17 protein-coding genes and 1 pseudogene are annotated in these 23,184 nt (G+C 67.5%); 15 read left to right on the top strand and 3 right to left on the bottom strand.

Features of this window, described 5'->3' with window-relative positions; genetic code table 11:
• Positions 1 to 8 precede the first annotated feature (8 nt).
• From B3547_RS02025 to B3547_RS02005, 5 genes and pseudogenes are all read left to right on the top strand, one after another.
• Positions 9 to 2,237, top strand: a pseudogene (locus B3547_RS02025) (TonB-dependent receptor).
• A 38-nt stretch (positions 2,238 to 2,275) separates the two neighbouring features.
• The gene (locus B3547_RS02020; RefSeq protein WP_292959774.1) at positions 2,276 to 3,679 is read left to right on the top strand and encodes an aldehyde dehydrogenase family protein; all 1,404 of its coding nucleotides are present in this window, start codon (positions 2,276 to 2,278) and stop codon (positions 3,677 to 3,679) included.
• A 16-nt stretch (positions 3,680 to 3,695) separates the two neighbouring features.
• Positions 3,696 to 5,327, top strand: a complete 1,632-nt coding sequence (locus B3547_RS02015; protein ID WP_292959813.1) for an AMP-binding protein — start codon at positions 3,696 to 3,698, stop codon at positions 5,325 to 5,327.
• A 114-nt stretch (positions 5,328 to 5,441) separates the two neighbouring features.
• A complete protein-coding gene (locus B3547_RS02010) occupies positions 5,442 to 7,085 on the top strand; it encodes a DUF6351 family protein (RefSeq protein ID WP_292959773.1) in 1,644 nt (547 codons plus the stop codon).
• 153 nt (positions 7,086 to 7,238) lie between these two features.
• Complete coding sequence (locus tag B3547_RS02005) at positions 7,239 to 8,135, top strand: DUF481 domain-containing protein (protein ID WP_292959771.1); 897 nt, start codon at positions 7,239 to 7,241, stop codon at positions 8,133 to 8,135.
• Between the two features lie 10 nt (positions 8,136 to 8,145).
• Here the strand turns inward: B3547_RS02005 and B3547_RS02000 are convergent, their stop codons facing one another.
• Complete coding sequence (locus B3547_RS02000) at positions 8,146 to 9,057, bottom strand: LysR substrate-binding domain-containing protein (RefSeq protein WP_292959770.1); 912 nt, start codon at positions 9,055 to 9,057, stop codon at positions 8,146 to 8,148.
• 72 nt (positions 9,058 to 9,129) lie between these two features.
• Here B3547_RS02000 and B3547_RS01995 point away from each other — a divergent pair, with 72 nt between their 5' ends.
• The 7 genes from B3547_RS01995 to B3547_RS01965 all read left to right on the top strand — a co-directional run bounded on the left by B3547_RS01995 (position 9,130) and on the right by B3547_RS01965 (position 17,530).
• Positions 9,130 to 10,155 carry a 2-oxoadipate dioxygenase/decarboxylase family protein gene (locus B3547_RS01995; RefSeq protein WP_292959769.1) on the top strand — a complete coding sequence of 342 codons (1,026 nt, stop codon included), beginning with the start codon at positions 9,130 to 9,132 and terminating at the stop codon, positions 10,153 to 10,155.
• 32 nt (positions 10,156 to 10,187) lie between these two features.
• Positions 10,188 to 11,384, top strand: coding sequence for an aspartate aminotransferase family protein (locus tag B3547_RS01990; RefSeq protein WP_292959768.1), 1,197 nt, complete (start codon positions 10,188 to 10,190; stop codon positions 11,382 to 11,384).
• A 5-nt stretch (positions 11,385 to 11,389) separates the two neighbouring features.
• The gene (locus B3547_RS01985; protein ID WP_292959767.1) at positions 11,390 to 12,400 is read left to right on the top strand and encodes an arginine N-succinyltransferase; all 1,011 of its coding nucleotides are present in this window, start codon (positions 11,390 to 11,392) and stop codon (positions 12,398 to 12,400) included.
• Positions 12,401 to 12,420: 20 nt separating this feature from the next.
• Positions 12,421 to 13,821, top strand: a complete 1,401-nt coding sequence (gene astD / locus B3547_RS01980; RefSeq protein WP_292959812.1) for a succinylglutamate-semialdehyde dehydrogenase — start codon at positions 12,421 to 12,423, stop codon at positions 13,819 to 13,821.
• 120 nt (positions 13,822 to 13,941) lie between these two features.
• Complete coding sequence (locus tag B3547_RS01975) at positions 13,942 to 15,555, top strand: toll/interleukin-1 receptor domain-containing protein (RefSeq protein WP_292959765.1); 1,614 nt, start codon at positions 13,942 to 13,944, stop codon at positions 15,553 to 15,555.
• 1 nt (position 15,556) lies between these two features.
• Positions 15,557 to 16,036, top strand: coding sequence for a nucleotide synthetase (locus B3547_RS01970; protein WP_124808977.1), 480 nt, complete (start codon positions 15,557 to 15,559; stop codon positions 16,034 to 16,036).
• A gap of 27 nt (positions 16,037 to 16,063) precedes the next feature.
• Positions 16,064 to 17,530, top strand: a complete 1,467-nt coding sequence (locus B3547_RS01965) for a TRAFs-binding domain-containing protein (RefSeq protein WP_292959763.1) — start codon at positions 16,064 to 16,066, stop codon at positions 17,528 to 17,530.
• A 21-nt stretch (positions 17,531 to 17,551) separates the two neighbouring features.
• Here B3547_RS01965 and B3547_RS01960 read toward each other — a convergent pair whose 3' ends face one another.
• On the bottom strand, positions 17,552 to 18,205 hold the full coding sequence (locus tag B3547_RS01960; protein ID WP_125957299.1) for a Crp/Fnr family transcriptional regulator: 654 nt from the start codon (positions 18,203 to 18,205) through the stop codon (positions 17,552 to 17,554).
• A gap of 422 nt (positions 18,206 to 18,627) precedes the next feature.
• Between B3547_RS01960 and B3547_RS01955 the strand changes: the two genes are divergently transcribed.
• From B3547_RS01955 to B3547_RS01945, 3 genes are all read left to right on the top strand, one after another.
• Positions 18,628 to 19,827 (top strand): acyl-CoA dehydrogenase family protein, encoded by a 1,200-nt coding sequence (locus B3547_RS01955; protein WP_125957202.1) that lies wholly within the window; start codon positions 18,628 to 18,630, stop codon positions 19,825 to 19,827.
• A gap of 50 nt (positions 19,828 to 19,877) precedes the next feature.
• Positions 19,878 to 21,008, top strand: coding sequence for an acyl-CoA dehydrogenase family protein (locus tag B3547_RS01950; protein ID WP_194918333.1), 1,131 nt, complete (start codon positions 19,878 to 19,880; stop codon positions 21,006 to 21,008).
• Between the two features lie 139 nt (positions 21,009 to 21,147).
• The gene (locus B3547_RS01945; RefSeq protein ID WP_292959761.1) at positions 21,148 to 22,713 is read left to right on the top strand and encodes a DUF389 domain-containing protein; all 1,566 of its coding nucleotides are present in this window, start codon (positions 21,148 to 21,150) and stop codon (positions 22,711 to 22,713) included.
• Between the two features lie 15 nt (positions 22,714 to 22,728).
• Here the strand turns inward: B3547_RS01945 and B3547_RS01940 are convergent.
• The coding region (locus tag B3547_RS01940; RefSeq protein ID WP_292959760.1) for an ATP-binding cassette domain-containing protein at positions 22,729 to 23,184 on the bottom strand (456 nt) is incomplete at its 5' end.

Raw genomic sequence — 23,184 nt, 5'->3', positions numbered from 1 at the left:
CCATCACAATGGGAGGTAGCAATACCATGAGGGAACGTCTTCTCCGCAACACCGCACTGAGCGCGATCGCGATCTTCACCGCCACGGCCACCCCGGCCTTCGCGCAGGCGCAAAGCAACAGCACCAGCAGCGAAAGCGCACCGGGCGAAATCGTGGTCACCGCCGCGAAGCGATCGGAAAACCTCCAGTCGGTGCCGATCTCGGTTTCGGCGATTGGCGGCGACGCGCTGGAAAAATCGCGCATCACCAACGTGGACAGCCTGGTGACCAAGGTCGCCAACCTGCAGCTGACCTCGATCGTGGGCGACAACACGCCGATCTTCGCGCTGCGCGGCGTGTCGATGTCGGACTACAGCCTCAACCAGTCCAGCCCGGTCGCGACCTATTACGATGAAGTGTACAAAGGCAACTTCGCCTTCCTGGGCGTCGCCATGTATGATCTGGAGCGCGTGGAAGTGCTGCGCGGGCCGCAGGGCACGCTCTATGGCAAGAACACCACCGGCGGCGCGGTCAACATCATCAGCCGCGATGCCAAGCTGGGCGAGACCAGCGGCTATCTCAACGCGGGATACGGCAACTACAACCGCGTGGACGTGAACGGCGCGGTCAACGTGCCGCTGGGCGACAAGGCCGCGCTGCGCGTGGCCGGCACGTTCTCGCGCGCGGACGGCTGGTTCAAGAACGTGGTGCCCGGCCTGCCGGACCTGGCCAGCACGCGCGAATACGCGCTGCGCGGCACGCTGAAGTTCGAACCGACCGACAGCGTGCGCTTCACCCTGCGTGCCTCCACCAGCTTTCAGAACCCGCAGAATTACGGCATCTATGCCCAGCCCGAAGCCGTGCAGCGGCCCGGCCTGTCGAAGTGGGAAATCGCCTCCGACGTCAGCCAGCGCCGCCGCGCGCGCACCACGTCGGTCGCGCTGACCACCAACATCGACGTGTCCGACACGCTGGCGATCACCAGCATTACCTCCTACGACAAGGGCACGCTGTTCTTCCGCGAGGATACCGACGGCACCGCCACGAAGCTGCTGGAAATCCCCTATTACGACCGCGCCAGCCAGTTCGCGCAGGACCTGCGCCTGACCAGCGACACCGGCGGTCCGTTCGATTTCATCCTGGGCGCCTATTTCAACCGCGAGAAGGTCTATAACGAGACCACGTTCGAGATCGCGACCGACGTGGACGTCAACGGCGATGGCTTCATCAACGCGCAGGATTGCGCCGACGGGCTGCCGCTGGCCTGCAAGGTCAAGAACCAGTTCACCCAGATCAAGAAGAGTTTCGCGCTCTACAGCGACCTGAAATACAAGCTGACCGATGCGCTGACCGTGCGCGGCGGGTTGCGCTATACCCACGATACGGGCGTGCAGAGCGGCTTCCGGTCCGACGCGCTGGGCGTGGACAACAGCCTTGTCGCCACGCTGATCCCGCCGTCGGCGCTGCGCTACAAGAACAACAACGTCTCGGGCAAGATCGGCTTCGATTACAAGCTGGCGAGCGGCGATCTTCTCTACGCCAGCTTCAGCAAGGGCTATCGCGCGCCGAGCTTCAACGCGCAGGCGTTCTTCGATCCGTCGGAACTCAGCGTCGCCAAGGCCGAAAAGGTCACCTCGTACGAAGTCGGCGCCAAGACGCAGTTCTGAGACCGCCGCGTCACGCTGAACATGGCGGCGTTCTATTACGACTACCGCAACCAGCAGTTCATCAACGTCGATCCCACCACCGCCGCGCAGACGCTGCTCAACATTCCCAAGTCGCGCATCTATGGCGCGGAAGCGGAACTGACGGTGCGCCCGACCGATACCTTCACCTTCCACGGTGGCCTGGGCTTGCTGTCCACCAAGATCATCCGGGGCGACGTGAGCGGCACCGACGTTTCGGGCCGCCGCCTGTCGAACGCGCCTTCGCTGACCTTCAACGCCGGGATCGACTTCACCGTGTTCAAGAACGACGCCCTGACGTTCTCGATCCATCCGGACCTCTCGTACCAGTCGAACCAGTTCTTCGAGGTGATCAACGTCCCCCGCCTGCGCCAGTCGTCCTATGCGCTGGTGGGCGGGCATGTGGATCTGGAGACGGCGGACGGGCGCTATTCGCTGTCGGTCTGGGCCAAGAATCTGGGCAACAAGTTCTACTTCACGTCGCGGGTGGACCTGCTGGCGGGCTTCGGCTTCGACTACAACCACATCGGCAACCCGCGCACGTTCGGCGTGACGCTGGGCGCCAAGTTCTAGGGACAACAATCCGCGCCACGAGCGCGGGGGAGAGGAAAATGACCGATACCAAGCTGCTGATCGGCGGCGAACTCGTCCCGGGCGACATGACCATGGACATCGTCAACCCGGCGACCGGGGAACCCTTCACCACGGTTCCCCGCGCCTCGGCGGCGCAGGCGGACCAGGCCATCGCCGCCGCCAAGGCCGCCGTGCCGGGCTGGGCAGCGGTGCCGTTCGCAGAACGCAGCAAGAAGCTGATCGAACTGGCGGACGCCATCGCCGCGCGGAAGGACGAGTTCGCCCGCACGCTGACGCTGGAACAGGGCAAGCCGCTGGCCGAGGCGCAGGGCGAACTCGCCTGGACCGAGGGATACCTGCGGCACTACGCCACGCTGGAACTGCCCGACCGCGTGATCCAGGACGATGCCGAGGGCTATATCGCGGTGAAGCACAAGCCGCTGGGCGTGGTGGTAGGGATCATCGCGTGGAACTTCCCACTGCTGGTCGCCTGCTGGAAGATCGGCCCCGCCGTGCTGGCCGGCAACGCGATCGTGCTGAAGCCCGCGCCGACAACGCCGGTCGCGGCGCTGATGCTGGGCGAGCTGTGCCGCGACATCTTCCCGGCGGGCGTGGTCAACGTGATCACCGACGCCAACGACCTGGGGCCGCACCTGACCTCGCACCCCGATGTCGCCAAGATCGGCTTCACCGGATCGACCGCCACCGGCAAGCGCATCGCCGCGACGGGCGCGGACACGCTCAAGCGCGTGACGCTGGAACTGGGCGGCAACGACCCGGCGATCGTGCTGGAGGACGTGGACGTGCGCGAAACCGCGCAGGCGATCTTCGGCAACGCCTTCCTCAACTGCGGGCAGGTGTGCCTGGCGGTGAAGCGCGCTTATGTCCACGCCGATATCTATGACGCGATGTGCGAGGAACTGGCCAACCTGGCGCAGGCCGCCGTGGTGGACGACGGCTTGCAGCAGGGCACGCAGATCGGCCCGATCCAGAACGCGATGCAGTTCGACAAGGTCAAGGGTTTCCTCGACGCGGCCAAGGCGGAAGGCAAGGTGATCGCCGGCGGCGAGGTGATGGAACGCGCCGGTTATTTCATCCGCCCGACGATCGTGCGCGACGTGACCGACGGCGATCGCATCGTGGACGAGGAACAGTTCGGCCCGATCCTGCCGGTGATCCGCTTCGATGACGTGGAGGACGTGATCGCCCGCGCCAACGCTTCGGAATACGGGCTGGGCGGATCGGTGTGGTCGAAGGACGTGGCCCGCGCGGCGGACATTGCCTCGCGCATCGAAAGCGGGCAGGTCTGGGTGAACCAGCATGTCGGCATCGGGCCGCACATTCCGATGGCGGGCTTCAAGAATTCGGGGCTGGGCGTGGAACAGTCGGTGGAAGGGCTGGCCGAATATACCCAGCTTCAGGTCATCAATATCAAGAAGTAAACAAGAGCGGAGGATGATGCAGGGCTTGTCGATCACGCGGGGGGCGACCGATGTCCCCCTTCTGGAAACGACGATCGGCGGCGCGCTGCGCGAAGCGGGCCGGCGCTGGGGCAACGGGCTGGCGCTGGCTTCGCGCCACCAGGGCATCCGCTGGACCTGGGCGGAGCTGGACGCCGAGGCCGACCGCATCGCCACCGGCCTGCTCGATCTGGGCGTGCGCAAGGGCGATCGTGTGGGTATCTGGGCGCCCAACTGCGCGGAATGGGCGGTGATCCAGTTCGCCTCCGCCCGCATCGGCGCGGTGCTGGTTACCATCAACCCCGCCTATCGCGTTTCCGAAGTGGAATACGCGCTGAACAAGGTGGGCTGCACGGTGCTGGTCACCGCGGCGCGGTTCAAGACCAGCGACTACGTGGGGATGCTGCGCGAACTGGGCGCGAAAAAGCTGCCGCTGCTGCAGCAGATCGTGGTGCTGGGCGAGGAACGGCACGAGGGCTTCATGCCCTGGGCCGACCTGCGCGCCGAGCCCGATCCCGCGCGGCTGGCGGGCGTGGATGCCACGCTCGACCCGAACGACGCGATCAACATCCAGTTCACCAGCGGCACCACCGGCTTTCCCAAGGGCGCCACGCTCACCCACCGCAACATCCTGAACAACGGGTACTTCACCGGGCGCACGATCCGGCTGACGCCGGACGATCGCATCTGCATCCCGGTGCCGCTGTACCACTGCTTCGGCATGGTGCTGGGCAACCTGGCCGCGCTGACCAGCGGCGCGGCGATGGTCTATCCGGGCGAGGCCTATGACCCGCGCCTGACGCTGGAAGCGGTGCAGGCCGAAGGCTGCACGGCGCTCTACGGCGTGCCGACCATGTTCATCACGATCCTGAACCAGCCCGATCTCGACGCCTACGACGTATCGACGCTGCGCACCGGGATCATGGCAGGCTCCCCCTGCCCCGTCACCACCATGCGGCAGGTGATGGAACGGCTGAACATGCGCGAAGTGACCATCGGCTATGGCATGACCGAAACCAGCCCGCTGACCACGCAGACCGCCACCGACGATCCGATCGAGGAACGCGTGGCCACGGTGGGCCGCGTCCATCCCCATGCCGAGGCGAAGATCGTGGGCCTCGCTGGCGAGACGTTGCCGATCGGCCAGCAGGGCGAATATTGCGCGCGCGGCTATGCCGTGATGCTGGGCTACTGGGACGATCCGGAAAAGACCGCCGAAGCGATCGACGGCGACGGCTGGATGCATTCGGGCGATCTCGCCACGATGGACGCGCAGGGCTATGTCCGCATCACCGGCCGGATCAAGGACATGATCATCCGGGGCGGCGAGAACATCTACCCGCGCGAGATCGAGGAGTTCCTGCTGTCGCACCCGGCGATCGCCGATGCGCAAGTATTCGGCGTGGCCGATGCCAAGTTCGGCGAGGAAGTCTGCGCGTGGATCATAGCCAAGCCGGGCGAAACGCTGGGCGAGCACGATGTGATCGCGCACTGCAAGGGCCGCATCGCGCATTACAAGGTGCCGCGTTACGTCCGCATCGTCAGCGCCTTCGCGATGACCGTTACCGGCAAGGCGCAGAAGTTCGAGATGCGCAAGGTGATGGAAGCGGAATTGTCGCTTCCCGCCTGAACGCGCATCGTCGCAACGCCAACCGCCTGAACGCTTGCCCTTCGCCCGCCAATCGTAATACCCGATAACTTCGGGGACCGGGTGTTACGACTGGACCGGTGGAGGGGGGAACGGATGACAAGACGCATTTCCGGCACGGTGCTGGGCCTGACGGGCATGACCGCGGTGTTGTGTGCCGGCGTGCATGCCCTGGCGGCACGTCCTGCCGCCGCTCCGCCCGCTGCCCCTGTCGCGGTGGCGGCGCCGCCCGTCACGGACCGCTGCACCGCGCTGGCCGGCCAGACCCTGCCCGGCGACGTCAAGATTTTGACCGCGCGGACGGTGGGCGTCACGCCGGCCGGCACCCGCCTGGAACCCGATGCCGCGCCGCTCGCCAATTCCATTCCGCCGCATTGCCGCATCGAAGGCGTGATCGGCGAACGCACCGGCGCGGGGGGCAAGCCGTTCGGCATCGGCTTCGCGCTGGCCCTGCCCGACAACTGGAACGGCCGCTTCCTGCTGCAAGGCGGCGGCGGGTTGAACGGCACGGTCCACCCGCCGATCGGCGCGGCGGCGGCCGGCGACATCCCGGCGCTGGCGCGCGGCTTTGCCGTGGCCAGCCACGACAGCGGCCACAAGGGCGCGGTGTTCGACGACAGCTTCATGGCCGACCAGCGCGCCGCGCTGGATTTCTCCGAAAACGCCGTCCCCACCGTGGCGCACACCGCCAAGGCGATCATCGCCAGCTATTATGGCCGCGCGGTCGGGCACAGCTATATGGCGGGCTGTTCCACCGGCGGACGCGAATCGATGCTGGCGGCACAGCGCTATCCCGAACTGTTCGACGGCATCGTGGTGGGCGCGCCGGCCATGCGCACCGGCAATTCCAACCTGGCGCTGAGCTGGGCCGCCGTGCAGTTCAACCAGGCCGCCCCGCGCGATGGCGCGGGCAAGCCGCTGGTCGAACGCATTTTCTCCGACGCGGACCGCGCGGTGCTGAAGAAGGGGCTGCTCGCCCAGTGCGACGGGCTGGATGGCCTGGACGACGGCATGATCATGAATGTGGCGCAATGCCGCTTCGACGCAAGCCGGCTGGCCTGCCACAAGGGACAGAAGGCGGATTGCCTCAAGCCCGCGCAAGTCACCGCGATCCAGCGCGCGTTCACCGCCCCGCGCGACAAGGCGGGCGCCTCGCTCTACGCGCCCTATCCCTATGACACCGGCATTACCAATACCGAGGGCCGCCTTCCCGGCTTCCTGCCCACGGGCAAGCCGGGCGTGTTTGGCCCGGCCAATCGCGATCTGGCGATCGATATCGATGCGCGCATCCAGGCCATCCGCGCCAATGCCAGCCAGCGCCTGACCGATACCGATAGCTGGACCAACCTCAACACCTTCCTCGGGCGCGGCGGCAAGATCCTGTTCTACCACGGTGTCAGCGATCCGTGGTTTTCCGCGTTCGACACGCTGAACTACTGGCAGCGCGCCTCCGCCGCGAACGGCGCGGCCTGGCGCGATGCCAGCCGGTTCTACATGGTGCCGGGCATGGGGCATTGCCGGGGTGGCGATTCCTTCGACGATTTCGACCTGCTCGGCGCGGTGGTCGCCTGGGTGGAACAGGGCCGGACGCCCGAAGCGGTGCTGAGCTGGCGCTCCAGCCAGCCTTCGCGCCAGCGCCCGATGTGCCCGTGGCCGTCCTATGCCCACTATACCGGCGGCGATGCGGAACTGGCCGGCAGCTACGAATGCCGGATGCCCTATGGTGCGCCCAAGGGCTGATTGGACGGGCTGAGCCGGCGCGCCCGACGCGGACCCTGCCGTAATGGAGCAGGTTCGCGCCGATGCTCGGCACTTCGGTCCAGTCCCCAAATTGACGCCGGCAGGGATCGGGACTTTGTGCGCAGTCCCGATCCGTCACGCAGCCGAGGCTCTATGCGCACAGCGTCGTTTCTTCTCGCCGGTACGGCCCTGCTGGCCGCCGGCACCGCCCATGCCGAACTCGCGCCCCAGCTGCGCTCCATGCTGGACGCCGCGATCGCCAGCGGCAACGACGCCGATATCGACACGATCGCGAAGTACCTGAAGCAGGCCAGCCCCGCCGACGCGGCGGAGATCGACCGGACGATCGGCGACCACCGCGCGCAGATCGCCGCCGCCAAGGAAGAGAAGCTGCGCCATCTGGGCCTGCTGGAGGGCTGGAAGGGCGAAGGCCAGATCGGCGCGACGCAATCATCGGGCAATGCCACCACCGTCGGCCTCACCGCCGGGCTGGCGCTGACCCGGGAAAGCCTGCGCTGGCGCTTCAGCCTGCGCGCGCTGGCCGATTACCAGCGCAACAATGGGCAGACCAGCCGCAACCAGATGCTGTTCGCGTTCGAACCGAACTACCGCTTCAACGAACGCCTGTTCGCCTATGGCCTGGCGCAGTACGAGCGCGACCGCTTCGCCGGCTTCACCTCGCGCACCACGCTTTCCGGCGGCCTCGGCTATCGCGTGATCGCGCAGCCGAATTTCACCGTGGACGTGAAGGCCGGCCCGGCCTGGCGCAAGACCAGCTACATCGGCGAACCGGCCGCCAGCGACCTGACGGGCCTCGCCGCGCTCAACGCGCGCTGGGCGATTTCGCGCACGCTGACGCTGACCGAAGACGCCAACGCGCTTTACAGCCGCGACAACACCAATCTCAATTCGCTGACCTCGCTGTCCGCCAAACTCAGCAACGCCCTGTCGGCGCGGGTATCCTACCAGATCACCAACAACAGCAATCCGCCGGCCGGCTTCAAGAAAACCGATACTGTGACCCGCTTCACCATGGTGTACGGGTTCTGAGCGAGGGACGTCAGGAACCCTCCGCCGCGTGCAGCAGCCATGCGCGGAACTGGTCGAGCATCCGGCTGACCGGCCGGTCGATTGGCCAGACGAGGTAGTAGGCTTCCTCGGCCGTCAGCACGAGGTCGAACGGCGCCACCAGCGCGCCGCTTTCCAGTTCGGGCACGATCAGGAAGCGCGGCACCAGCGCCACGCCCAGCCCGGCGGCGGCGGCGTGCGACAGCATCAGGAAGTGTTCGTAAAATGGCCCCGCCGGCGGCCCCTTGGCCGGGACACCGGCCGCCGCGAACCAGCGCGACCAGGAATCGCGCCGGGAATCGAGGCTGAGCAGCGTCCTGCCGACCAGATCGGCGGGCCGATTCAGCGGATGCGCCGCCAGCCATGCGGGGGAGCAGACGGCCACCACGTCTTCCCGGAACAGCAGCGCGTGTTCCGCGCCGGGCCAGTCCGGCAGGCCGAAGTGGATGGCGGCATCAAAGCCTTCGTCGGCGAAATCGAACGGGCTGGACCGCGCGGCAAGGTTGACCAGCATGTCCGGATAGTGCGCGCTGAGATCGGGCAGGCGCGGCGCCAGCCAGCGCATCCCGAAGCTGGGCAGCGTCGCGATCGACAGTGCCGCGTCCTGCGGCGGCTGCAGCGCGCGGCGCGTGGCGGAGCGGATACGGTCGACCGCCGGGCCGATCGCTTCGGCATAGGCCAGCGCGGCGGCGGTCGGCACCACGCGCCGGCCTTTCCGTTCGAACAGCTTCACCTGCAACCAGTCTTCCAGCAAGGCGATCTGGCGGCTGACCGCGCTTTGGGTGAGCGCAAGGCGCTGCCCCGTCTGCGAAAAATTGCTGGTTTCGATCGCGGCCAGGAAACTGGCCAGCGCGGGCAGTGGCGGCAGTTCCTTGCGCCGGGCTTCCTGATGATGATCCGTCATGAGAAGATGATGAAATGTCTTTTCCGATCCTTTTGTGAAGCTGGCATTTAAGGGCATTCGGCGCAAGGAAAGATGATCGATATGCATGATACGGCGATTGCCCGGCTGGTCGAAGGCCTGGTCGGGCCAGCGGCGGCGCAGGAAACGCTGGCGCGCATCGCCCATCTTCCCGAATCCACCGGCGCGCCCGCCGGAATGGCATCGCGGCTGGACTTCACCTGGGCCATGAACGCCGCGCTGTTCGCCGATCTGCTGGAGCGCGTGCCTTCCGGCCGGGCCTACGTCGCCGACCGCATCGCGGCGGGCGACCGCATCCGCTTCGATCACGGCGCGCTGCGCACCGTCCGCTTCCCGTCGAGCGCGACCGGCGCGCTGCCGGGCGGGATCGACGCCTTCCGCCGCATTCTGGAGCCGCTGGGCTATCGCGTGGCGGCGGTCTATCCCCTTCCCCGCCTGCGCATGACCGGCTTCGCCTTCCGCCATCTGGGCGATCCCGAGAACGTGCCGCAGTTCTTCGTCAGCGAGCTGGATGTGGGCCAGTTCGACGGCGCGTTCGGCGCCGCCGCGCACCGCGTGTTCGACAGCAGCAGCGATCCGCTGGACGATCAGGCGAAGGCGGTACTCGCCCGTTTCGCCAGCGAAGGCGTGGTGCCGCTGGCCGATGCCCTGCCCGCCCTGCGCACGATCCTGGCGGCGTTCGATCGTCAGCACGCCATGCCGGCGCTGGCCGACTACGAAGCCCTGCTGAGCCAATCCGCCGAGGCGGCATGGATCGCGACCGAGGGTAACGCCTTCAACCACGTGACCGACCGGGTCGACGATGTCGAGCAAGTGGCGGGGCAGCAGCGTGCCCTTGGCCGCCCGATCAAGGACCGCGTGGAGGTTTCCGCCAACGGCCGCGTGCGCCAGACCGCGTTCCGCGCCGATCCGGTGCTGCGCTTCTTCCGCGATGCCCAAGGGCGCGGCGTGGAACGCGAAGTGCCCGGATCGTTCTACGAATTCATCACGCGCGATCGCGAACCGCTGTCGCGCAAACTCGATCTCAGCTTCGACAGCGCCAACGCGACCGGCATCTTCACGATGACGCGCGCGGCCTGAGCATACGTGACCCAGCAACCGGAGGAACAGGCATGAGCGACCACCTGATGACGGTTTACAACCGCGCCCCGATCGAAGTCGAACGCGGCGAAGGCGTGCGCCTGCACGCGCGCGACGGCCGCGTGTTCCTCGATTGCGTGGCCGGCATCGCCACTAACGGCCTGGGCCACTGCCATCCGGCGCTGGTCGCCGCGCTGAAGGCGCAGGCCGACAAGCTGTGGCACGTCTCCAACATCTTCCGCATTCCGGGGCAGGAGGAACTGGCCGACCGCCTGACCGGCGCGACCTTTGCCGATGTGGTGTTCTTCGGCAATTCCGGCTCCGAGGCGATCGAGTGCGCGATCAAGACGGCGCGGCGCTATCACCACGTCAACGGCCAGAGCGAACGCATCGACGTGATCGGGTTCGCCGGTTCGTTCCACGGCCGCACGTATGCCGCCGTCAACGCTTCAGGCAACGCGGCCTATCTCGACGGCTTCGGCCCGCGCCTGCCCGGCTTCGTCCAGCTTCATGTCGACGACATGGCCGCGATCGAGAAGGCCATCGCCTCCCCCACCACGGCCGCGCTGATCGTGGAGCCGGTGCAGGGCGAAGGCGGTGCGCGCGCGCTCAGCGGCGAATGGCTGGCCAATGTCCGCAAGCGCTGCACCGAAGCCGGCGTGCTGCTGATCTACGACGAAGTGCAGAGCGGCATGGGCCGCACCGGCAAGCTGTTCGCGCACCAGTGGTTCGACGGCTGCGAGCCCGACATCATGGCCGTGGCCAAGGCGCTGGGCGGCGGCTTCCCGGTGGGCGCGTGCCTGGCCAGCGCGGAAGCCGCCAAGGGCATGGTCTTCGGCACGCACGGCTCCACCTTCGGCGGCAATCCGCTGGCCATGGCGGTGGCGGCCAAGGCGTTCGACCTGATCGCCGATGAAGCGCTGCTCGCCCATGTGCGCGCGGTGGGCGATCGGCTGGCCACCGGCCTCCGCGCGATGATCGAACGCTATCCCGACATCGTCGAGGAAGTGCGCGGCAAGGGCTTGCTGGTGGGCGTGAAGCTGAAGCCCAACAACCGCGAGATGATGGCCGCCGCGCGCGAACAGGGCCTGCTGGTGGCCGGCGGCGGCGAAAACTGCATCCGCCTGCTGCCCCCGCTGATCATCAGCGAGGACGAAGCCGACGAGGCGCTCGCCAAGCTCGACGCCACCTTCGCGGCCTGGAACGCGCGCGTTCCGGAAGTGGCCTGACCGCCATGGGCCGCATCGTTCGCCCCGGCACCGAAGCCGATCTCGACGCCCTGCTCGAACTGGCCCGTCTGAGCGGACCGGGGCTGACCAGTCTGCCCGAATGCGCAGACACGCTCGGCAACCGGCTGGCGCTGTCGGCCGCCAGCTTCGCCGGCGCCGTGCCGGCGGCGGAAGCGTGGTACACGCTGATGCTGGAGGAAAGCGAGACCGGGCAAGTGATCGGCGTCGCCTCGGTGCGCGGGGCGATCGGCGTGGCGCGCCCGCACTTCTCGTTCCGCGTGGTCAAGCTGGCGCAGCATTCGAACGCGGCTGGCGTGAACTTCGAGCACGAGGCGCTGGTGCTCGTCAACGAATGCGCCGGAGCCAGCGAGGTCGGCTCGCTGTTCGTCCACCCGGAGCATCGCGGCGGCGGCAACGGCACGCTGCTGGCGGCATCGCGCTACATGCTGATCGCGGCGGCGCGCGACCGCTTTGCCGACAAGATCGTTTCCGAGCTGCGCGGCTGGTTCGACTGGGAAGGCGAAAGCCCGTTCTGGGAAGGCGTTTCCGCCAAGTTCTTCCGCCTGCCTTTCGAGGAAGCGGACCGCATGATCACCGCCAGCAACGGGCAGTTTCTGGTCGATCTGGCCCCGCGCCACCCGATCTACCTGGAACTGATCGAACCGTTCGCGCGCGACGTGATCGGAGAAGTCCACCCCGATGGCCGCGCCGCGCGCAAGATGCTGGAAAGCGAAGGCTTCAGCTGGACCGGCCTGGTCGACGTGTTCGACGGCGGACCAACGGTGACCTGCGCGCGCGACAAGATCGACACGATCCGCCGGACCACGCCCTGCACGGTGGCCGTCAACGACAACGCCGCCGCCGCGCCTTCGCGGCTGGTCGCCAACGACGCCATCGAGCGCTTCCGCGTGACTCACGCCCCCGTCGACATTTGCGACGGGAATGCCCACATTCCGGCTTCCACCGCCCGGATGCTTGGCCTTGACGCCGGCAGCCAGATCCTGGTCCGGGCCTGAAGGACGCGAACATGGCCGAAATGCTCCAGTCGATCGATCCCGCAACCGGCGAAACCGTGTGGGAAGGCGCCGTCACCGCGCCGGCGGAAGCCGCCGCGATGGTCGAGCGCGCCCGCGCCGCCCTGCCGGGCTGGTCGCGCACGCCGCTGGACGAGCGCATCGCCGTGGCCCGGCGCTACGCCGATTACCTGAAGGCCAACGCCGGCTCGATCGCCGAGACGATCTCGCGCGAGACCGGCAAGCTGCTGTGGGAAAGCAAGACCGAAGCCGCATCGATGGCCGGCAAGGTCGAGGTATCGATCGCGGCGCAGGCCGAACGCGCCGGCACCCGCGAAAGCGCGACCGCGTTCGGCCGCGCGGTGCTGCGCCACCGCCCGCACGGCGTGATGGCGGTGCTTGGCCCCTACAACTTCCCCGGCCATCTGCCCAACGGGCACATCGTGCCGGCGCTGCTGGCCGGCAACACGGTGGTGTTCAAGCCGTCCGAGATCGCGCCGTGGACCGGCGAGGTCATGGCCCGCGCCTGGGCCGAGGCGGGCCTGCCCGATGGCGTGCTGCAACTGGCGCAGGGCGCGCGCGAAACCGGCGCGGCGCTGATCGGGGGCGATATCGACGGGCTGCTGTTCACCGGCTCCTCCGCCGCCGGCCGCGCCTTCCGCCGCGCCTTCATCGACCGGCCGCACGTGATGCTGGCGCTGGAACTGGGCGGCAACAACCCGCTGATCGCGTGGGATGGCGATCCCGAAGCCGTGGCCCGCGTGATCGCGATGTCCGCCTTCATCACCACCGGCCAGCGCTGTTCCTGCGCGCGCCGGCTGATCGTGCCCGAAGGCGCGACGGGCGATGCCTTCCTCGAGGCGCTGGCCGCGCTGATCGACCGCTTGCCGGTGGCCGCGTGGTCCGACGCGGGCGATGCTTTCATGGGACCGCTGGTGTCGGTGCAGGCCGCCGAACGCGCGCTCGACATGGTCGGCGCGATCGAGCGGATGGGGGCGCGGCCGCTGCGGCGCTTCACCGGGATCGCCGGCCGGCCGGGCAGCTTCGTCAAGCCCGCGCTCTATGACGTGACCGGCGTGGACGTGCCCGACGAGGAAATCTTCGCGCCCGTGCTGTTCGTGCGCCGCGTGGGCGATTTCGAGCAGGCGATCACCGCCGCCAACGCCACCGCCTATGGCCTCTCCGCCGGGCTGATCACCGGCGATGACGCGAAGTGGGAACACTATCTCGACTTCGCGCGCGCCGGCGTGATCAACCGCAACCGCCCGACCACCGGCGCGGCGGCGAACATGCCGTTCGGCGGGCTGGGCGAATCCGGCAACCACCGCCCGGGCGCGTGGTACGCGGCTGACTACTGCGCCTATCCGGTCGCCAGCTTCGAAAGCGATGCCGCCGTGCCGGAGGCTGTGCCCGGGATAGGCTGACCCACCGGCTGCGGCATCGATCACACCAGCGGCCGCGACAATTGTCTAAGGGCGTTGCCCGAGTATACATCTCGGCAACCCTTGGCCCTGTGTCTGCAAGCCTGTCCGCTGGAGTGATCGATGACTGCCCCGCCGGAGGCCAGTTCCGCAAACGAGCAGCCGCGCTATCGCGCCTTCCTGAGCTATAGCCATGCCGATACGCCGGCGGCCGCGCGGCTGCACCGCTGGCTGGAAACGTACCGCATCCCCCCCCGGCTGGTGGGGCTGGAAACGCCGCGCGGCAAGGTGCCGCGCCGGCTGACGCCGATCTTCCGCGATCGCAACGAACTGCCCGCATCCAGCGATCTGAACGAGGAAGTCCGCAACGCGCTGGCGGCTTCGGCCTGCCTGATCGTGCTCTGTTCGCCGGAAGCGCGGCGTTCACGCTGGGTCGATCAGGAAATCCGCTATTTCCGCGAAAAGCATCCGGATCGCCCGATTCTGGCAGGGCTGCTTCACGGTGATCCGGACGACGCGTTTCCGCCCAGTCTGACCGACCCGGCTGCCGACCGGGAAAGCGGAGAAGCGGTCCGCGAACCGGCGGCCGCCGACTTCCGCCGGATCGGCGATGGCAAGCTGGCCCGGCTGCGCCTTGTCGCCGGATTGACCGGCATCGGCCTGGACGAACTGGTGCAGCGCGACGCGCAGCGGCAGCTGCGCCGCGTGACGGCCATCACGCTTGTTTCCGCCCTGACCGTTGTAGTGCTGTCCACGCTCCTGTTCGTGGCGATCAACGCGCGCAACGAGGCAGACCGGCAAAGGCAACAGGCCGAAGGGCTGATCGAGTTCATGCTGACAGACCTGCGGACAAGGCTGGAAGGAGTGGGGCGGCTCGACGTGCTGGAATCCGTCAACACGCGCGCGCTGGATTACTATGCCGCACAGGGCGATCTTGATGGATTGCCCGCCGGATCGCTCGACCGGCGCGCCCGCGTCCTCCAGGCGATGGGCGAGGATGACCAGAAACGCGGACGGATGGACGCCGCACTGATGGAGTTCAGCGAGGCGCACCGCGCCACCGGCGCACTGCTGGCGGAAATGCCGAACGATCCGCAGCGCGTGTTCGCGCACGCGCAAAGCGAGTTCTGGATCGGCTATACCGACTACCAGCGCAACCGCTATGCCGCCGCGCGCCCGCATTTCACCGCCTATCGCGCGCTGGCCGAAAAGCTGGTGAAGCTGCAGCCTGGGGATGCCGGTGCGCTGCGCGAGCTGGGTTACGCGCAGGGCAATATCTGTTCGCTGGAACTGGCGGAGCAGGCGCGCCCGCAGGCCGGGCTCGACGCCTGCCGCAGCGCGCTCGCCGCGATGGAGCAGGCCGCGCGCTCCCACCCGCGCGATGCCGGCATCAAGGCCGATCTCGCCAACCGCCATGCCTGGCTGGCCGATGCGCTCAACGCCGCCGGAAACAAGCGCGACGCGCTGGCGGAACGCCAGCAGCAGGCCGTGATCATGGACGATCTGCTGCGCATCGATCCGGCCAATGCCGCCTATCAGCAGGACTGGATGCTTTCGCGCTATTCGATGGCGACGCTGCTTCGGGATCTTGGCGACAAGGCCGGCGCGCGTAGCCCCGCAGAACAGGCCATGCAGGCCGCGAACCGGCTGATCGCGACCGACCCCGACAACCGCGACTGGCTGACCTGGCGGCTGCGCATCCTGCAAAGTTTTCCCGATCTGAAAACGGAGAAGTAACATGTCGCAATGTTCCCCCGCGCAATACGCGCTTCCCCACGATCCCGCGCTGCGCACGGCGGCGGGCAAGGCGCTGACCTTCACGATCAGCCTCTATGCCCGCAACGGCGCAATCGTGCTCAAGATGGACCAGGATGGCCAGGAAGCACAGGACTACATCGCGATCACCGAAGACACGATGGTCGAGATCGTGCTGAAGGGCGACCAGCTGTTCTTCTCCAAGGCATTCGACGCCATCACCATGAAGGATGCCAATCTCGGCGCGTTCTATGGCAATCTCGAATACGACGGCTACGACGAGAAGCTGGATCGCTACAAGATCGTCCGCTTCGTGGCGCGCTTCAACAAGGGCGGCAAGTTCGGCACCACGCACGCCTTCAACGTGAACATCGATCTGCTGCAGAAAAGCCGCAGGGGACCGCGCTGGATCGGAATGAGCATCGATCCCGACATCAAGAACCCGCCGCCGAAGCTGAACTGAAACCCCGCAAGGAAAGCTGGGCAAGCCGTGCACAATTCAAAAATCCCGATCATCAGACGGCTTGCCCGCAGCGGCGATACGATGCGGGCGTGGCAGATGTTCACCGATGCCGCGCTGGAAGGCGATCGGCATCCCGATACGCTGACGCTGAAAGGCCGCCTGCTGAAGGACCGGGGCCTTTCCGCGCCGTCGACGGCCGAACGCGCGCGGCTGCTGGGTGCGGCGCGGCAGGCCTATCTCTCGGCCGCGGCGATGATGCCGGCGACGTATCCGCTGATCAATGCCGCGACGATCGCGTTGCTCGAAGGCAACCGCAAGGACGCGGCGATCCTGGCAACCCGCGTCCTGACCATGCTCGATGCGGGCGATCACGAACCCGAAACCGCCTATTGGCTGCACGCCACGCGCGCGGAAGCCTGCTTGCTGCTGGGCGAGATCGACAAGGGCCAGGCGGTGCTGGCGCAGGCCGTCCGGCAGGCTCCGCGCGCGTGGGAGGATCACGCCTCCACCCTGCGGCATTTCCGGCTGATCATGGCGACTCTCGCGCAGCCGGCCGAATGGCTGGATGCCTATCGCCCACCGGCCAGCCTGCATTTCAGCGGGATCATCCACGTCGCGCCCGACCAGACGCAATCGCCCGAACGGATCGCCGAGGCCGTGGACCGCATCCGGCCCGGCTTCGCCTTCGGTGCGCTGGCCGCGGGGGCGGACATCATGGTGGCCGAAGCGCTGCTCGAACGCGACGTGGAACTCCACGTGATGCTGCCCGCCACGATCGAGGGCTTCCGGCACGATTCGGTCTCCAGCTTCGGCACGCATTGGGAAGCGCGTTTCGACGCCATTCTCGATGCTGCGGCCTCGGTGGAAACCATCGAGACGCTGGACGCGGTTTCGCAATCGGGCATCTATGTCGGCGACGAGATGGCGATGGGCTGCGCGATCCGCCATGCCCGCCAGCTCGAAAGCCATGCCGTGGCCCTGCGGCTGGGCGATGGCACCCGCGCGCAAGGTTCGCTGCTGGACGCCGCCTGGCGCGATCGGGGTCTGCCCATCGAACGAGTTTCGCTCGAGCGCAGCGGCACCACGGCCAGCCCTCCGCCCACTTTCGCCCGTGAGGCGCTTGTCGCCGTGCCCGATGGCGAACAGGCAGACCATTTTGCCCACGCCGGCGCGGCGCTGATCCGGCACGGCGCGTTCACCATCGCGCGATTCGACGATCCGGTCGCGGCGGCGCGCATCGCGCTGGCGGACGTGACGCTGCACGGCCGCACGCTGGGCGTGACCTATGGCGCTTACGATCCGGCCGGGAACGCCACGCAACGGCTGGAAACGGCCGTGCGCGTGGCTGGCGCGGGGTTGCCGGGACAAGTGCCGGTGTCCCGCTCGCTGGCGCTGGCGCTCACCCTGCACGCGCCGGACCTGCACTGCGAAAACTTCGGCCAGATCGCTTCGGCGCAGGGGGATCTGGCGTTGGGGCTGCTGGCGGTCCGCTAAGGCCGCGCGACCGGCCCCCGGTCAGTAGATCATATCGCGCAACATGCGCGGGGCCAGAATGGTCAGGCCCCGCTCGGACCTTTCCACGATTCCCCGCCGTTCCAGCGCGCTGACCGCGCGCGATGCGGTTTCGCGCGCGGTGTTGGCGTTGAGCGCCAGCGCGGTGATCTGGGGCGCCGGCACGATGCGATAGTCCGCATCCGCCAGCCGCAGCAATTCCGCATGGATGCGACCTGGCGCCGAAAGCGTGGTCTGCGCGGCCATCCGGTCCAGCGACAGATCGAGCTGGCGCGCCAACCGTCTGGCCAGGCCCACCGCCAGCGCTGGCTGGCTGTGAGCCAACGCCGCCAGTTCGGTGCAGCGAATGCGCAGCAAATCGACCGCGCCATGCGCCACCATGTCCGCGCGGTGGGTGGCCGGTTCGGGATAGGCCCCGAAGAATTCGCCTGGCCCGTGGTAAGCCAGTTGCACGCGCTGTCCGTCGATGCCGTTGACCTGGATATGCACGGTGCCGCCGATCACCAGCCAGCAATGTTCGGAGCTATCGCCCTGATGGGCAAGCACCGCCTTGTGCGCGAACGATACCGCCTGCATCGATGGCTCTACTTGCGCAGCCAGCGCGGGCGCGCAATCGAACATCGCGGCGATCGCCGTTATGCGTTCGTCCCTGTGCATTCCCTTCGACCTGCCAGACATGCCCGGTACTTCGCGTTTCCAGCTTCAGGGAAGCGTTGCAAGGGCCAAATGGTAGAACCATGGCATCGCCAGCGTCCGTGAGTTTCATCACACTTCGTCCTGCCCGCGCCAAGCCGGTCTAAGATCCGGACCCGATTCGCGCGAAGTGCTTTTGCGGCCCTTCCCGGCACATCCGCGCTGCCCCCGCAGACCGCCCTAATCGGCTGCTTCGGCACCTTGCCGCGTTTCTTTCCGTTACGTCATCCGGCCTCGTCCGGCGCTGCCGCGCTCTTGCGCCGCAGCCTGCATCACCCGCTTAAAACCGGGGAATTTTCCTGCTATTCAATCGCGCGATTGAACTGTTCCGGCAGCCTTCGCATTCGCCGGTCAGCGCCTGACGGTCTATAAAAGGGAGAGACGTCGTGAACCTTGATTTCAGCCCGGAAGAGCTTGCCTTCCGCGACGAAGTGCGCGCGTTCATCGCCGAAAACTACCCCGCCCAGCTGCGCGGCAAGCAGGACGAGGGCGGCGACCTGAGCAAGGAGGATTTCCTCTCCTGGCACAAGGTGCTGGCGAAGAAGGGCTGGATCGCGCCCGCGTGGCCGGTCGAATACGGCGGCCCCGGCTGGACCGCCACGCAGCGCTACATCTGGTCCGAGGAAACCGCGCGGGCCGATTGCATCCGCATCATGCCGTTCGGCATCACCATGGTCGGCCCGGTGATCTACACCTTCGGCACGCCCGAACAGAAGGCCCGCTTCCTGCCACGCATCCTTTCGGGCGAGGACTGGTGGTGCCAGGGCTATTCCGAGCCCGGTTCCGGCTCCGACCTTGCCTCGCTGCGTACCCGCGCGGTGCTGAGCGAGGACGGCTCGCACTATATCGTCAACGGCCAGAAGACCTGGACGACGATGGCGCAGCATGCCGACTGGGGCTTCTTCCTGGTGCGCACCAATCCCGATGCCAAGCAGCAGGAAGGCATCAGCTTCCTGCTGATCGACATGAAGACGCCGGGCATCACCGTGCGCCCGATCATCACGCTGGGCGGCGAACACGAAGTCAACGAAGTGTTCCTCGAAGACGTGAAGGTGCCGGTCGAAAACCGCGTCTATGAAGAGAACAAGGGCTGGACCTGCGCCAAGTTCCTGCTGGCGCACGAACGCACCGGCATCGCCGGCGTCGCAGCCTCGAAGCGCGGGATCGAGCGGGTGCGCTCGATCGCCTCGTCGGAAATGGACGGCGACCGTCCGCTGCTGGCCAATCCGTTCTTCCGCCGCAAGGTGGCCGAACTGGAAATGGACCTGACCGCGCTGGAATTCACCGAACTGCGCACGCTGGCCGGCGAAGCCGCCGGGCGCGGTCCGGGGCCGGAATCGAGCGTGCTCAAGATCAAGGGTTCGGAAATCCAGCAGCGCATCACCGAACTCGCGCTGGAAGCGGCGGGGCATTATGGCGCGCCCTATTTCCGCGGCTTCGGCGAAGGCGACAACGAGCACCCGATCGGGCCGGACTGGGCGCACCACACCGCGCCGAGCTATTTCAACATGCGCAAGACCACCATCTATGGCGGGTCCAACGAAATCCAGCGCAACATCATCGCCAAGATGGTTCTCGGCCTCTGAGCCAGCCACAGGCTGGCCATCCGGCGGGCCGACCGAGAGGATAGATACGAATGGACCTGAGCTTCACCGAAACGCAGGACATGCTGCGCGACACGCTTTCGCGCTTCCTGGCGGACACCTACGACTTCGAAACGCGCAAGAAGATGCTGGAGCGCCCCGAAGGCCGCGATCCGGGCATCTGGCGCGCGCTGGCGACCGAACTGGGCATCCTGTCCGCCCCCTTCACCGAGGAACAGGGCGGCCTGGGTGGCGGACCGCTGGAAAACCTGATCGTGATGGAGGAACTGGGCAAGGTCATCGCGATCGAGCCCTATCTCCAGACCGCCGTGATCGGCGGCGGCGCGCTGAAGGCGGCGGGCGGCGCGATGGCCGATGCGCTGATCCCCGGCATCATCGGCGGCGACGTGATCTTCGCCTTCGCCTATGCCGAGCCGAAGGGCCGCTATGACCTGGCGCGGATCGAAACCACCGCGCGCAAGGATGGCGCCGGCTATGTGCTGAACGGCCACAAGGCGGTGGTCTATGCCGCGCCGTGGGCCACGCACCTGCTGGTCACCGCGCGCACCGGCGGATCGGGCAACGAACGCGGTGGCGTGGAGTTGTTCGTGGTGGACGCGAAGAGCGCGGGCGTCACCCGCCGCGATTACCCGACGGTCGACGGGTTCCAGGCATCGGAAGTCTATTTCGAGAACGTCGCCGTGCCCGGCGAAGCGCTGCTGCCGGGCGGCATGGACCTGATCGAGCAGGTGGTGGACGAGGCCACGATGGCGGTCTGCGCCGAAGGCCAGGGCGCCGGGCGCCAGTTGCACGAACTGACGCTGGCCTACACCAAGGAGCGCAAGCAGTTCGGCCAGCCGATCGGCCGGTTCCAGGCGCTGCAGTTCCGCCTGGCCGATATGATGATCGAGGCCGAGCAGGTCGCCTCGATGACGCTGATGGGCACGCTCAAGCTCGATCTTCCGGCCGAACAGCGCAAGGCGGCGGTCAGCCTGGCCAAGGCGAAAGTCTCGAAGTCGCTGCGCTTCATCGGCCAGAACGCGGTGCAGACCCACGGTGGCATCGGCATCACCGTGGAACTGGCTGCCGGCCATTACTTCAAGCGCCTGACAATGATCGAAAGCCAGTTCGGCCCCGCCGACTGGCATCTCGAACGCTACGAGGCGCTGACGCTGCCGGCCTGATCGCCCGCCGATACGCAAACGAACAAAAGGGCATGGACCGGTTCCATGCCCTTTTTCGCATCCGGTCCGGACGAAATCGTCGGCGGCACGAACCCCTGCGGATTTGGCGGCCGGCGGCAAGGCCGCTATCCTCCCCCCCATGGTATTCCGCTTTCCCGATCCCGCATCGCTGTCCTCCCGCCTCGCTCCGGTCCGGCATCGCCTGCTGCGCTGGCGGATCCGGTTCGCGCGGCTCATCCTGCTGCCGGAACTGTCGCCTGACGACGCGCGCGACTTGCGCCATCAGGTGCAGGACGATGGCGCGCTGACGCGCGGTTACATGCTGATGTGCGGCCTTGCCGCCGGCATCGCGGCACTGGGCCTGCTGCAATCGTCGACCGCCGTGGTGATCGGCGCGATGCTGGTTTCTCCGCTGATGAGCCCGATCGCCGCGCTGGGCTTCGGCTTCGCCTCCATTGACGGGCAGCGCATCCGCGATGCCGCGCGCGTGGTGCTGGTGGGCGCGGCGATCGGCATTGCCGCCGGGATGCTGATCACCTGGATCAGCCCGATCCGCAACGCCACGCCCGAACTTCTCGCCCGCACGCAACCCACCCTGCTCGACCTTGCCGTCGCGCTGCTTTCGGGCATCGCCGGCGGGTACGCCACGGTGATGGGCAAGGGCGGAACCGCGATCGGTGTGGCCATCGCCACCGCGCTGATGCCACCGTTGACCACCGTCGGCTATGGCATCGCCACGCTGCAACCCACCTTCGCGCTGGGCGCGCTGCTGCTGTTCCTGACCAACCTTTCGGCCATCGCCTTTGCCTTCGCGCTGGTCGCCCGGCTGTCCGGCGCGGCGCGGCCATTGCAGAACGTGCAGTGGACCACCGCGCATACTGTCGCCGGGATTGCCGCGTTCCTCGCGCTGGCCACCCCGCTGGCCATGACGCTGGTGCAGGTGAAGCGCGAGGGCACGCTGCGTTCGTCGGCGAGGAATGCGATCGAGCAGGTTTCAGGCCAACGGGGCACCAGCATCGCGCAAATGGACGCGCACTGGCCCCTGTTCGGCGATCCCTCGATAAATGCGGTCGTCATCGCCCCGCAATATGCGGCGAACGGCGAACAGCGCGTCCACGATCTCCTTGCCGCCAAAGTCGGGCCTGCGGTCTCGGTCAATCTCCAGCAGGTGCTGGCCGCCGATCTGCCCTCGCAAACCCGCGCCATGATCGACGCGGCGATGGAACGCACCGCCGCCGGGATCGCCGCCGACGTGCCGCCCTATGCCCGCATCCGCGCCAGCATCGGCCTGCCCACCACCGCGCTGTGGATCAACCGGACCGAACGCGCGGTGAACATACAACCGGTTGCCGCGCCCGGCTGGAAGCTGGCCGACTATCTCCGGGCCGAACGCATCGCCACCGATGCCGCCGAAGGCTGGAGCGTGCGCGTGATCCCGCCCGCCACACCGGAATTGCGTATCGCACTGACCACCGAGGGAGCCCCCGCCGACACGATTCCCGCCGGTGTCGCGATCTGGGCGTTGCAGCGCTGGGGCGTTGCCCACGTGCGCATCGCCATGCCCGAGGACGCGCACGACGAGGCCCTGCCGAACGCGCTGGCCGGTGCCGGGATCACGGCGCAGACCATGTCCGGCAAGACTGCGCCCGCCGGCACCGCGATTGTGGAAATCTTCGCGCCGCCCCCGTTCAGCGGCGACCAGTAGAAGGGCCTGGCGCGGTCAGGACGGCGAGAAGGCCAGCGCCCTGCGGCCCGGCTCGCCCAGCCAATGGCCATCAAGGCCCCACACTTCTCCGATCATCGCGGGGGTAAGCGTCGTTTCGGGCGGCCCATCGGCCACGAGGCGCCCGTGATCGAGGATCAGGACGCGATCGGCATGGTTCATCGCCTGCGCAAGATCGTGGAGTACGAGGACCACCCCCGTTCCGCCCCCCGCGAGGATGCGGAAGCGGGCCAGCAAGGCAAGCTGGTGCGCGAGATCGAGACTGGCGAGCGGCTCATCGGCGAGTATCCAGCCCGGTTCGCCGGCCAGCACGCGCGCCAGCAGGGCACGGGCGCGCTCCCCGCCGGACAGGGCGGAAACGGGCCGCGCGGCGAAGCCCTCCAGATCGAGCGCGGCCATGGCAGCCCGCGCCGCGGCGGCGTCCGCTTCGGGTCCGGCGCGGTGCGGCAGGCG

The organism is Novosphingobium sp. UBA1939 (assembly GCF_002336885.1).
GTDB lineage: Bacteria > Pseudomonadota > Alphaproteobacteria > Sphingomonadales > Sphingomonadaceae > Novosphingobium.
Note: the sequence above shows the minus strand (reverse complement) of the source record. Positions and strands in the feature narration are given on the sequence as shown.